This window comes from Sporolactobacillus sp. KGMB 08714 (assembly GCF_036598985.1).
In the GTDB taxonomy this organism is placed as follows: domain Bacteria; phylum Bacillota; class Bacilli; order Bacillales; family Sporolactobacillaceae; genus Sporolactobacillus.
In genome coordinates this window covers 13264-26432 of record NZ_JAUUBW010000015.1, presented here as the reverse complement: position 1 = coordinate 26432, position 13169 = coordinate 13264, and the positions used below count along the sequence as shown (strand labels likewise).

The 13169-nt window shown below is 43.0% G+C and carries 8 protein-coding genes; 6 read left to right on the top strand and 2 right to left on the bottom strand.

All coding sequences use genetic code 11. The annotated features are described in order from the left end of the window. The first annotated feature begins 170 nt into the window (after positions 1-170). Both Q6A92_RS08530 and Q6A92_RS08525 read left to right on the top strand, forming a co-directional pair. Positions 171-1643 (top strand): sugar porter family MFS transporter, encoded by a 1473-nt coding sequence (locus Q6A92_RS08530; RefSeq protein WP_332237727.1) that lies wholly within the window; start codon positions 171-173, stop codon positions 1641-1643. A 497-nt stretch (positions 1644-2140) separates the two neighbouring features. Next, positions 2141-3430, top strand: coding sequence for an MFS transporter (locus Q6A92_RS08525; protein ID WP_332237725.1), 1290 nt, complete (start codon positions 2141-2143; stop codon positions 3428-3430). 851 nt (positions 3431-4281) lie between these two features. Here Q6A92_RS08525 and Q6A92_RS08520 read toward each other — a convergent pair. After that, positions 4282-5091 carry a DeoR/GlpR family DNA-binding transcription regulator gene (locus Q6A92_RS08520; RefSeq protein WP_332237724.1) on the bottom strand — a complete coding sequence of 270 codons (810 nt, stop codon included), beginning with the start codon at positions 5089-5091 and terminating at the stop codon, positions 4282-4284. 917 nt (positions 5092-6008) lie between these two features. On the opposite strand from Q6A92_RS08520, the gene Q6A92_RS08515 reads away from it, so the two are divergent. The 4 genes from Q6A92_RS08515 (at position 6009) to fba (ending at position 11368) form a co-directional block, all read left to right on the top strand. Next, the gene (locus tag Q6A92_RS08515) at positions 6009-7145 is read left to right on the top strand and encodes an iron-containing alcohol dehydrogenase (protein ID WP_332237722.1); all 1137 of its coding nucleotides are present in this window, start codon (positions 6009-6011) and stop codon (positions 7143-7145) included. A 196-nt stretch (positions 7146-7341) separates the two neighbouring features. After that, the gene (gene iolB / locus Q6A92_RS08510; protein ID WP_332237721.1) at positions 7342-8163 is read left to right on the top strand and encodes a 5-deoxy-glucuronate isomerase; all 822 of its coding nucleotides are present in this window, start codon (positions 7342-7344) and stop codon (positions 8161-8163) included. A 47-nt stretch (positions 8164-8210) separates the two neighbouring features. After that, entirely contained in the window at positions 8211-10130 is a 1920-nt protein-coding gene (gene iolD / locus Q6A92_RS08505) for a 3D-(3,5/4)-trihydroxycyclohexane-1,2-dione acylhydrolase (decyclizing) (RefSeq protein ID WP_332237720.1), read from the top strand. A gap of 374 nt (positions 10131-10504) precedes the next feature. After that, the gene (gene fba / locus Q6A92_RS08500) at positions 10505-11368 is read left to right on the top strand and encodes a class II fructose-1,6-bisphosphate aldolase (protein WP_332237719.1); all 864 of its coding nucleotides are present in this window, start codon (positions 10505-10507) and stop codon (positions 11366-11368) included. An 896-nt stretch (positions 11369-12264) separates the two neighbouring features. Here the strand turns inward: fba and Q6A92_RS08495 are convergent. After that, the gene (locus Q6A92_RS08495; protein ID WP_332237717.1) at positions 12265-12654 is read right to left on the bottom strand and encodes a tautomerase family protein; all 390 of its coding nucleotides are present in this window, start codon (positions 12652-12654) and stop codon (positions 12265-12267) included. Between the last annotated feature and the right edge of the window lie 515 nt (positions 12655-13169).

The window sequence follows — 13169 nt, the reverse complement described above, 5'->3', positions numbered from 1 at the left end:
CACGGTTTAATGCAAGTCAGGTTCCCAATAGTTGAAAGGGCTTTCTCTATTGAAAACAGGGAAATGAAGGCCTCTGTCGATGCTTTAGATGCTCTAAAGCATACCACCGTGAGTCATTAGTCCCTTTCGGCCTAGTCGGGGATTTTGAAAAATTAGGGGATGAAATCACAATGACACAATTTTCAAGTCCGGAAACTGTGAGTATAAATCGATCGAATAAATCAAAGCACAGTGTGAAAAGATTTTTTCGTTTCATTACAATCATTTCAACATTTGGTGGACTTCTGTTTGGTTATGACACAGGTGTTATCAATGGTTCATTGATTTATATGAGCCTGCCCGACCAGTTAAATCTTAATAACTTCGCTCAGGGCATGGTAACCAGTGCCGTGCCCCTGGGGGCTGCATTTGGTGCTTTGTGCGCCGGATGGTTAGCCGACCTGAAAGGCCGCCGAAGAACCATCAAATGGCTGGCGGTCATTTTCTTCGTGATGATACTTGGAGATACGTTTTCCCCGAATGCAGGGGTTCTGATTTTCTTTCAATTTTTACTTGGCCTTGCCGTCGGCGGAGCATCGGCCACTGTACCTGTTTTTCTCTCAGAGATGTCTCCCGCCAGAATCAGGGGCCGAGTTGTCATGCAAAACGAAATGATGATTGTCAGCGGCCAATTATTGGCCTACATCATCAATGCCCTGATTAATAGTTTAAGCGGGGGAATGCACAGTTCCTGGCATTACATGTTCGTCGTGGGCACGTTGCCGGCGGTTATTCTCTGGATCGGCATGTGGCTCGTTCCGGAAAGCCCAAGATGGTATGCCTCAAAAGGGAAAATGGGCTCGGCATTGGGCGTGCTAAATAAAATACGCACGACGTCTGAACACGCTCAAAGGGAATTGGGAGAAATTAAAAAAACAATTGACCGTCAAGCAAAAATTAATAAAGAAAAGGCCTCACTGAAAGATCTCAGTACGCCATGGATCCGGCACATCATGCTGATTGGCATAGGCATCGCCATAATCCAGCAGATTACCGGTGTCAACGTCATGATGTACTATGGGACACACATTTTACAGACAGCCGGATTTTCGACGAATGTGGCGATCATTGCTAATATCGCGAATGGTGTGATTGCTGTTGTGGCGACAGCTTTTGGCATGTGGGTGGTCAACAGGGTCAACCGCCGGCCGTTGTTTCTAACTGGCGTGATCGGAACCACTTCAGCACTTTTGTTATTTGGTATATTTTCCGCAGTATTGAGGGGCACCAGTGCATTGCCATTCATCATTCTGGCCTTAATCGTCACTTTCCTGGCCTTTCAGCAGGGAGCCGTTTCTCCTGTTTCGTGGGTGATACTTTCTGAAATATTCCCGCTCAAGCTGCGCGGCATGGGCATGGGATTTAGCGTATTCTTCCTCTGGTTCTCAAACTTCCTGATCGGCTTGTTTTTCCCAGTCGTACTGGGAGCGATCGGCATGTCGTTGACCTTCTTCTCTTTCGTTATTTTAGGACTGGTAGCGCTGTTGTTCGTCTTAAAGTTCGTGCCGGAAACAAGGGGGCGTTCGCTTGAAGAACTCGAACAGGATTTTCACGATTACGTGCCCATGAAACCTGAAAGAATGAAATTTGAAAAAGAGAAATAATTTATCCCAGGGTCTCTGACACTTTTTCGCCCTACTTCGGCTAATCGTTTTTTAGCTGAGCCTAGCAGAGTGTAAGTCTTGAACTGTATGTAAGACAGCAAACAATGGTAACGGGTGTTCGGGGAGTGGAATTATTCAGAGTTGGATGCAGGCTAGGCGGCCGATGCGCCTATACAGATGACCGCAGGCTTTAGCCGGAGGGCTATTTGACACACGCGGCTTGTATCCACACGAAAAGATGGGTTTCCCACGAGTGAACGTGTTTATATAATGGATATTTCTCGGTCGGAATATTATAAACTTTCGATTGAAGAAAATGGGAAAACGACGGAGATTTTGCTAAAAAACTACTTTTAAAGCTTTTAAAAGGAAAAACGCAGAAATTCTTCCTGTCTTCCGCTAATTTTAACGAAGGGAATGTTTTTTTGCTTGCAGGGAAATGAACCGGTTTCCGGTGCTTTCAGGAAATTTTCACGTATACAAGGGGGGTTATAGTGGTGGAAACGGAAATGCAAGAGCAGAAAAGCTTGGAAAGGAAACATTGGCGTTGGACATTTGGCGCTTCCCTCGCTAATTATATTGATTCCGGATCGATTGTGGCCGGCGGTGCGGCTTTAGCTGTATGGCAGGGTCACTTTAATTTAAGCGACTTGGCCGTGGGTGTGCTCAGCGCTTTCAGCTCGAACGCGATTTCGGCCGGCATCGGCGCGCTGATCGGCGGGTGGCTTTGCGACAAAGTCGGCAGAAAGAAGATTTATGAATATGATCTTCTTTGCTATATTGTCGGCATCATCATTCTTGTAAGCGCTCCCTCATCATGGGTGCTTATTCTTGGATATATTATCATGGGGCTGTCTGTGGGTGCCGACATACCGGCTTCCTGGACAATCATCGCCGAGAATGCGCAGACTAAAAATCGAAGCAGACATGGCGGGGTGGCGCAGTCTCTTTGGGCGGTGGGCGTAATGGTCACGCTTGCGATAGCGTTCTTTACAGCTTCGTTACAGATGTGGGGCGTGCGAATCGTATTCCTTCATCTGGCTCTCGTCGCCTTTGCGACGTGGTTGATGCGCGTCGACATGCCGGAATCCAAGACGTGGTTTGAAGAACGCCAAAGAATTAAAGAGGGCTTGGTCACCAATGTAAACAAGGTTAAGCTGTCCAGTCTCTTTAAAGGCAAAAACCTGAAAGCCCTCATTTTCCTGATTGTATTATTTGGCATCTGGAACTTTGCGGCAGGTACGAACGGTTTCTTTCTCCCATATCTGCTCAAGAATTTTGGCAATCAGACACAGGCAACCAGCCTTGTTTTTCAGCTGGCCGAATATGCGGTGACGTTTCTTGCCTGCACATTTATTTTTATGAACTTTGCTGATAATCCCAAGGCACGGAGATGGCTGTTCCTCTCCGGGTCGGGGCTCTGCGTTCTGGCCATGTCGCTGTTCGCTTTTTTCCCATTGAATACCGGTATCGCGATCCTTTTCATCCTTTTTTGGGGCTATGGCAATGGTTGCGGCGAGCAGCAATTTTATCAGATTTGGGCAAGCGAGCTTTTCCCTACGCGATTTCGTGCGACAGCGCAGGGCTTTATGTGGGCCGTCATCCGTATTTCACTTGGTTTTTGGAGCATGTTTGTTCCGATTCTGGCGACAATCGGTTTTCATCTTTTGGGCCTGCTGATGACGATATTCACGCTGATCTCCATGGTGGTTGGTCTTGTCTTTATGCCGAACACAGGAGGGAAATCTCTGAAAAAAATCGAAGAAGAACAGGGACAGGCTTTGTAAAGCTGTACAGAGCGATCAGCAGCGATGTTTTGGTAATTGCTTGGACGGGCGCATAGCAACAGGATAAAGGATAAACTTAAGGAAAGCGTAGTTAGAAATAAAAATATACTGAAAACGGTTTCAAAAAAGTGATCACAGAAACTGCTTCCTCCTGCTCCCGTGAGTAGAGGTCACATCTGCATTTTGCTGCTTTTGTCAAGTGGCTCGGCGTGTCCAATTGAAAAACATTAATTGTGCGCTTTTTCTGATAATAGTCAGAGAATAGGGTATGAAGGATGGCTGTGGGGGCTTTCATGTCCTTTTTTTCCATGTTTTTTCATAATGGGAGGATGAACAGTTAAGCAGATGGATGTGATAACAGCAATTTGTCAATAGATTAAGAAGCGCGGTGGTCCTCCTTTTTCGCCAACAAAAACTTGTCCGCTTATTAAACGCCAAGGTGGATCCAATGATGTCTGTTCGCAGCAGTTTAAGAAGTGAGAAGAGTGGAGACAGGCACTCGGACCATGTTTTTGAAAACGGAGGCATAACCCAGGTAAATCGTTTCGTAAGTAAAATTAATATAAGAGGCCCTAACCTCATTTTAATTTAGCTCTGTAATGGCAATGATACGGGGAATGCTTCAGTTATTTCCATGTACAGATTGTTTTTGAATCATTCTGCTGGTTTCATCAGCGCCTTTCTTAATGAAGTTACTTGCTCTTCCGGTTAATTCAGCTTATGTGTCTTAGATGTCATCAGCGGGACTTCGATTAATTAATCTGCTCTTGGATTTTGAACTTCCTTTGTGTGAATTATGGTTCCAGGCACAAGGGATCCAGAGAATCGTCATATTCCGCCTAATTGTTCGTTCATTTATGAGATTGCTTATATCCGCTCTCCGTATGGTTATCGAGTGAATTTTCCTCAGATGTTTGATAAACTTTAATCTCATGCTCCTTACAATAAATTTCATATTCATTTTTGAGCTTTTCATCCGTAATTAAAACATCGATGCGATCAAGATTCAAGTAGGTGAGCAGCGTATAATGATCAAACTTTGAATGATCTACCAAAACAAACAGTTTATTCGACTTAGCGACAATTTCTTTCTTAATCGGAAATTCAAGAAAATCGGAATTTGTCAGGCCATGTGTCAGAGATAAGCCGGTCGTCGCCATAAACGCCTTATCTATATTGAATTTATCAAATGTATTTTGATTATCCAAACTGATGAAGGAATTTGTCTCTCTTTTATAAACATTGCCGACAATGACGATACGAATATTGGGCAGCGATGCCGCACTGTTTATGACATCCAGATTATTAGTTACAATGGTTGCAGAAAGCGTAGCCGGAATAAAATCCACAATATAGCGCGTCGTTGTTCCGGAATCGATAAAAACGATATCATCTTCTTTAATAAATTGGGCCGCACATTTTGAAATGGCTATTTTCTCCGCCTGATTGCTTGTATCGCGCTTGGAAAAAGGGATCAGTACCGGATCTGCAACGGTAACGCCCCCGTACACTTTCTTAATCGTTCCTGTTCCCAATATTGTGTTTATATCTCTGCGGATTGTATTTTTGGATACATTAAATTTCTTGCATAATTCGTCTAGTGAGACAATTTCATGACTGATGATATAATTTTCAATATCCTGCAAACGTTTGGTCTTCATTTATTTTCTCTCCCCATCGCGCGTCAGATTCATCTGATACCTAAATATAATATGAGTCAAAATGATAATATGAATTAAATTTCTGCATTTACCGGCATGCTGTTAGAAAACATATCCAACATATGTTCTGTGTGTATAAATAGTTCAAAAAGGGACCAATGATTTTGCACTTTTCAGTATGGACTATTTGATAAATCGATAATTATTTCCAACAGAAAAGATCCATTTCAAATGGAAAGTGTAAAAAAAATAAATCGTGGTCGATTATTTTTTTGTGCCTAAATAAGCAGTTCCAATGATCCATTTGAACAAACGAATCGTCCTGACATGCTCCGTCGGACGGACACGAGAATTCCCGAAGCTACATAAACAGGAAAAACCGGCTATGCCCAGACAAAAGCATTTTCAGATTCGTTCCAGTGATTTATGTTGCTCACTTGTTGATGCCTTTCAGGTAAACTTTTTCATCGGCTGTCCTCCGACAGCACAATAACTTAATAAGTAGTATATCACGTACTGATAGCTAAATAAACATCTTGATTTTTTTTGGAATTTATTATACGATATAAATGTGATCAAAATATAATCAATATATTATAAAAATATAATAATTGATTTGGGGAGGTACAATAATCTACCATTCTATCTTGCCTATCTTTTATCTACTTTTTGATCTGAAATGAAACGTTTGTATTCTTTCTACTATGGAATTATTTTTGAATAATAATTTTGGATAAAAAAGAGATGATGAAATGACGCTTTCTCTTGATCTTTCGCTGCTTTTTATATAAGGACGCCAATACTATTGGTAAATGTTTTTATTTTCAACACTTTTGAGTCAACTTTTGAAAAGAGTAATTGCACAAACAAAGAGGTCTGCTAAGAAATGAAAGAATAAAATATAGAAAGGATTGAAGATGATGACTTTTTGGACACAATATCAACCAACAAAAGTTATTTTTGGAGCGGGAGAAACAGACAATATCGGTAAGCATCTGAGTGAGGCTGGTTATAAGCAAGTTCTGCTGATCGCTGATCCTTTTATGGTGCAGTCAGGTGCGGCTCAGAGACTGGTCGATCATTCTGATGGTATTATTGTTGGTGTTTTCGATAAGGTAGATCCCAATCCAACGGTTCAGAATGTCGATGCAGCAATTAAAAAAATTCAGGAATTCAAAGTCGATGCTGTGATTGGTTTCGGCGGCGGTTCTGTATTGGACTGTTCTAAAGCGGCATCCGCCGGGTATGCTTCACAATTAACCGCTGAAAAGCTGGTTACAGGAAGTAAAATCACGGCGGCCATGCCATTGATCTGCATTCCGACTACAGCAGGGACCGGTAGCGAAGTCACACCGGTCGCGATCATCAGCTGGAAAGAAAAGGATATCAAATATCCGCTATCCAGCCCACTGCTCTATGCGGCCATAGCCATTGATGATCCGCGACTGGTTTATTCGGCCCCTAAGCGGGTTATAGCCACACCCGGTGTTGACGTGATTACTCACTGCCTTGATGCGTTGACCAGCGTCAAACATACGCCAATATCCGATCGCCATGCATTGAATGGGGCGAAGATTGCCTTCGACAATCTGGAAAAAGCAGTCAATGATCAGGATAAAAAAGCTCTTGACAATATGATGCTGGCCAGTTTAATCGCAGGTCTGGCTTTTTCTCAGACAGGAACAACCGGTTCTCACGCCTGCTCCTATTACCTAACCTCTAAATACCGCGTCGTTCATGGTGAGGCGACTGCATTTACGGAAGATGAATGGTTCAGAGTTAATTCCAAGGCACGTCCCGAATTGAATCAGATGGTGCAAACGATCGGCTTTAAAGATGCCGAAGCGGTGGCCGTCCGTTTAAATGAGGTGAAAAAGAACATTGGTTTACGGACAACTTTGGAAGAAATTAATGTTCCTTTATCCGATCTTGACACGGTTGCGGAACGGACGATTCAGGCTAATAACTATATCAATAACATTATTCAATTGAACAAGGAAGAAATTAAGCAGCTGCTTCTGAAAAAGAGTGCCAGCTCTGCGGCGCAAAGCTGATTAACCGAGTAAAGTTTTCCCTTATTTCTTGTTTTTAAAAAGGGTTAATCGGTATGGATCTCATCGATGATCCACATTTCATCCATTAATGGAATAATAAAAAGAGCTTTTGACTGTTTAGAAATTGATCTGAGCAAAATAGGAACTTTTTTCGTGGATGTTTAAGTTAAAAGTTATTAAAAGAGGAGTGTTTCATATGAGCGGTTCCTTGCAGTATAAACCGATATCTGAAAAACTGGCGCCCGGGGTTACGCTTGTTCAGAACATAAATGAAAGCAATTCTGAACTTCGGTATGTGTCTCTGAAAATTATTTCTTTACAAAAAGGAGCAGCCTATAAAGAAACATTGGGGAAAAAAGAAGTGTGTGTTGTCGTTCTGACAGGAAAAGCGACGGTCAGCGACGGTGAGCAGACTTTTTCTGAAATAGGTACGCGTCAATCTGTATTTGAAAAAAAACCGACAGACAGTGTCTATATTTCAAATGACAAAAGCTATACTGTATCTGCGGATACGGACAGCCGTATCGTCCTATGCTATTCATTATCGGAACAACAATTGCCAACCAGACTGATAAAAGCTGAGGATAATTCGATTGAGCATCGGGGCAAATATCAGAACAAACGTCTCGTTCATAACATTTTGCCAGATAATGATAAATCGGCCAACAGTTTATTGGTCGTGGAGGTTTACACGGAAGGCGGCAATTTTTCCAGTTATCCGCCCCATAAACATGATCAGGACAATCTGCCCCAAGAATCGCTTCTGGAAGAAAGTTACTATCATGAGATTGATCCCAAACAGGGCTTTGTTTTTCAGAGAGTTTATACGGATGATCGCAGCCTTGATGAAACGATGAGCGTTGAGAACGGCGATGTCGTTGTAGTGCCTAGAGGCTATCATCCTGTAGGTGTTCCGGACGGGTATACTTCATATTATTTGAATGTGATGGCGGGGCCGACAAGAATCTGGAAGTTTCATAATGATCCGGATCATGAATGGATCCTGGATCGTAAGTGAAATAAAAAATCGCTCTCCATATCATCTATTTTGAAGGAGAAATAACTATGAGAAAAACCATTCGATTAACGACAGCACAAGCGTTAATTAAATTTCTGAATCAACAATATATCAGTGTAGACGGAGAAGAATCACCCTTTGTTGAAGGAATCTTCCATATTTTTGGACATGGGAACGTACTTGGAATAGGCGAAGCTTTGGAGGAAGATCCAGGCCATTTGAAATTATTCAGTGGGAAAAATGAGCAGGGAATGGCCCATGCGGCTGTGGCTTTTGCCCGTCAATCTTTACGCAGAAAAATTTTTGCAGTATCGACTTCGGTTGGTCCGGGTGCAGCGAACATGGTTACGGCAGCAGGTACGGCTCTTGCGAACAATATTCCCGTGCTGTTGCTGCCTGCCGATACATTTGCCACAAGACAGCCTGATCCTGTTTTACAGCAGGTTGAGCAATATTCAAGCAACGCGACAACGACCAATGATGCTTTTAAGGCCGTTTCCCGTTATTGGGATCGTGTGCAGCGTCCGGAACAGCTTATGACTGCGTTGATACGCGCTTTTGAAGTACTGACGAATCCTGAGATGGCTGGCCCTGTTACCATTTGTCTACCACAGGATACTGAGGGTGAAGCATACGACTATCCGAAGGAATTTTTTAATAAGCGAATTCATTACGTCAACCGGACCGTACCAACGAAGCGGGAACTGGAAGGCGCTGCCGAACTTATAAAAGGCAGCAAAAAACCCGTTATTTTAGTCGGTGGCGGCTGTAAATATTCAGGGGCCCGCGATGAGTTGATCGAAATTTCGAAAGAACATAACATTCCGCTGGTTGAAACACATGCAGGGAAATCGACCGTCGAATGTACTTTTCCCAATAATCTTGGCGGCAACGGTATTCTCGGCACGTCTTCCGCCAATAAAGCGGTACAGATGTCTGATTTAATTATCGGGATCGGCACGCGTTACACGGATTTTACAACGGCTTCGAAAACTTTATTTAGTTTTGATGAAACCTGTTTCTTAAATATCAATGTGAGCCGTGTGCAGGCGAACAAGTTTGATGCGTTTCAGGTTATTGGAGATGCGAAAGCCTCATTGCAGGGACTCAAACCGCTTTTGAAAAATTATACGAGCGAATTCGGCGATATTCCTGCGTCACTCAAAAAAGAATGGCATCAAGAGCGGAATCGGCTGGCACACGTTCATTTCAACCATGAAAATTTTGATCCCGAAATCAAGGGGCATTTTTCACAAGAGACGATGAACAAGTATTCGGAAGTCCTAAATACAGATTTATCGCAAACAGAAGTCTTTCTTGCGCTGAATGAAGCGGTGGATAAGAATGCTATTGTTGTATCGTCAGCCGGATCTCTTCCGGGAGATATGCAGCGGCTGTGGGATCCCACTGTCCCCAATACCTACCATCTGGAGTATGGCTATTCATGTATGGGCTATGAAATTGCCGGTTCTCTGGGTGTCCGTTTGGCGGCAGCTCCCGACCAGGAAGTTTATGCACTCGTGGGCGATGGCAGCTTTCTGATGCTTCATACGGAACTTGTCACAGCACTTCAGTATGGCAAGAAAATCAATATCATCCTGTTCGATAATTCTGGTTATGGATGTATCAACAATTTGCAGATGGATAACGGCGGTGCCAGTCGGGGTACAGAATTGCGTACGTATGACAATCAGATTATGACGATCGATTATGCTAAAGTCGCTGAAGGATATGGGGCAAAAGCTTACCACGTTCATACTTTACAAGAATTGAAATCAGCGATTAAAGATGCGAAACAACAAAAACTTTCGACGTTATTTGATATAAAAGTATTGCCGAAGACGATGACCGATGGCTACGACGGAAGCTGGTGGAATGTCGGCGTATCTAAAGTATCAGGGAAACAAGGTGTGCTGAAGGCCAGCGAAAGCCGTGAAGCTGTATTGGAAGATGCTAAAAAATATTAATGGAATTTACCGGGTGTATAGCATTATGAAACGTGCATCATGATCCATCTCATTACAGGGGCGGGTGCCACTGCACGGTTAGTGGAGAAGGATCTATAAAGCAGCTCGTTTGCTTGTGTCCTGATTACCGATATTTTAAATCAAAAAGGGACGCTCGGCTTACGTTAAATCATTGATCTCTTTGGTGCAAAGTGACCATTCACCAGCGTTAAATTGTTGGTGGAGACGAGGTGAATGGTCGTATGGTTTAAAGCATGACGTAACAATTTGCGATGAAGCTGCCTTTGCCTGTCCGGATTGGCCTGGTAAAGGCACGTTAAAATCAATAAAGAAAGGAATCGCATGGAATTAAATATCCGTGCTTGGTGGGCGCTATGAATTTTGTGACATTAAATGACGTACTTCCCCAGGCAAAGAGGGGGAAATATGCAGTGGGTCACTTCAATATAAACGGCCTGCTGTGGGTTCAAGCGATTCTGGAAGCGGCTCAGGAAGAGCGATCGCCTGTTATCGTAGCTTCTTCTGATCGAATGGTTGACTTTTTGGGTGGATTTGAAATGATTTATTCAATAGTGACAAACCTTATGGATAAGTTAAAAATAACTGTTCCTGTCGTTCTGCATCTAGATCACGGTCAAACGATTGAACGCTGTAAGAAAGCGGTCGATGCGGGATACAGTTCAGTCATGTTCGATGGGAGTCATAATCCGATCGAAAAAAATGTGGCTGACACTAAAATTATTGCTGACTACGCGCATGCCCATGGTGTTTCGGTCGAGGGAGAAGTAGGAACCGTCGGCGGTAATGAGGACGGGGTTATTGGCGGTATTCAGTATGCAAAACTAAGTGAATGTGAACGTATTGTCCGTGAAGCGCATATTGATGCCTTGGCAGCAGCGCTGGGATCCGTTCACGGCAAATATGTAGGGAAACCAAAATTAGGTTTTAAAGAGATGGAAGAGATCAGCGAAAGGGTTTCTGCACCATTGGTGCTTCACGGCGCGAGCGGAATACCCGATGAACTTGTGAAAAAAGCGATTCACAAAGGGCATGCGAAGATCAATATTAATACAGAATTAAATGTGGCCTTTGCTGATTCTCTGAAGCGTACGCTGAAGGAAGATCCGGATATCTTTGATCCGAAGGCCCTGTTGTCACCTTCCAGGCAGGCGATTAAAGAGGCTGTACGCACAAAGATACGTGAATTCGGATCAAATAATGTAATGGCAAAATGTTGAAAGGGGTGCTCCGCAAAGCCTCTGAAAACTGGAACCGGTGAGAGATTTCTAAAAAAATTTCCACCGGTTCTTCTTTGTGTAAAAATGGAGATCTCTTTTCCGGATAAAATCCTTCCGTGCCTTCTTCATTGGGAATGGCCAACAAAAACAGGCCAAATTCGATCAAGATCTTGGCCGGTCCTTGCGAATGAAATCGGCGTAATCCCTTCTCCGTTTTCATCTGTACATTGTATCCTGGTTTGAACTTGATCGTTCTTCATGGGGTCTTCTTTCATTACTGGAAGGCCGTGTCCGGATCTGTCCTGAAGCCGCTGTTTCGCTCGCCGCGGACAGCGGCTGTTTTCATATTTTTTTTCTTGGGGGATCGGTTACTCCAATCCTTTGGTAGGGTGGGCTGATTTTAAAGAGAATCAAAAAAATTGCCTTCTTCTCATGAGATCCGAGGCAATTTTATGATAAAGAAACCGGCGATTTTTTCTGCGATTTCTCAGGAAATAACGAAAAACGAAAGGAGAAAAATACCGCTCTCGTTTTTTGCTGCCGTCTGACCTTTTGTGACAGCCTCTTCAACAATTAGGGTTTCATTTGATATTCAGGAGCGGAGAGGATCGAAAAAAGGGTCCAAGGAGCACGGTGCACCTTGATGCAAGTTAGATGACAGAGAAAGATCGTTTTCGAATCAGTTTCCTGAGGATAAAAAGGCAGGCGCCTAATCCGGAGATGTGTTTAACTTTGTTCTCCGCTTCATTTCGTGCGCGGATTTCCTATCCAAATACTGCGGTTCGCCAATGCGTCAGTCGGTTCCGGGAACGCTGCAAATAAAAAAGCGGTAGAAAAGTCGGATAGAAAACGACAAGACTTACTGATTCTGTCTTTTAATATCGGCAGGCGGCAAATTAAAGCGCGCCAGTCAGGTACTGCGCCTCTCCTCTGCCAAAACTCCAATCTGCATCGTCATTGCTGGTAATAGAGATCATAATATCATCAGGTGCAATGCCGCATTCTTCCCCAAGCTCTTTCATAAGCAATTTGTAAAGTTTTTGCTTTTGCTCATTTGTTCTGGATTTGCTTGTGTAGCTGATCACGACCTTGTTTTTTGTCCGGTTCAACCCCAGGCCTGTATCATCAATGATCATTTCATTTTCCGGATGCTGGTAAACAATCTGATAACGATCATTTTCTGGTATGCCGAGAGCTTCGACTGTCGCATGATGAGCAACATCCAACAACTTCCTTATTTCTTTTTCACTGCGCCCTTCAATCAAATCAAAACGTACAAGAGGCACTGCATTTCATCTCCCCATATTTATTTCAATTTCAATAACTAGAATAACACGAAATAATGACTTTACCATAATTTGCTCACCAAATTGTACCCGTTTATTCACAAAAATATAATTTTTTCCGACAACATATCACCATGAATAGCTTTTTTGTCATTCGCCCCCTAAGCAGAAAGCCTCCGGGATAAATGAAAGGCGCTTGCAATTGAAAGGCGCCATCAATCTGCCGGGAATCACAAAAAACGTTTGAAAGCAATGAATTAAAGGAATACAAGCAACTCAAAATAGTATCAGCAGGTCTCAGTATCCATGACTGGAGACGCAATCCCCTTGACGATATACTCTCCTATAAATCGAACAGATAAGGGCAAGATAAAAGATTATTATTTTGATAATATATTGGTAATATTAAGCTGATATTTGTTGATAAATGCTCATTACATATTGATTAAGTAATCAATACATGGTATATTTTATATGCCAGGATATCGAAGGAGAGTGACGATCTGCCATTAACA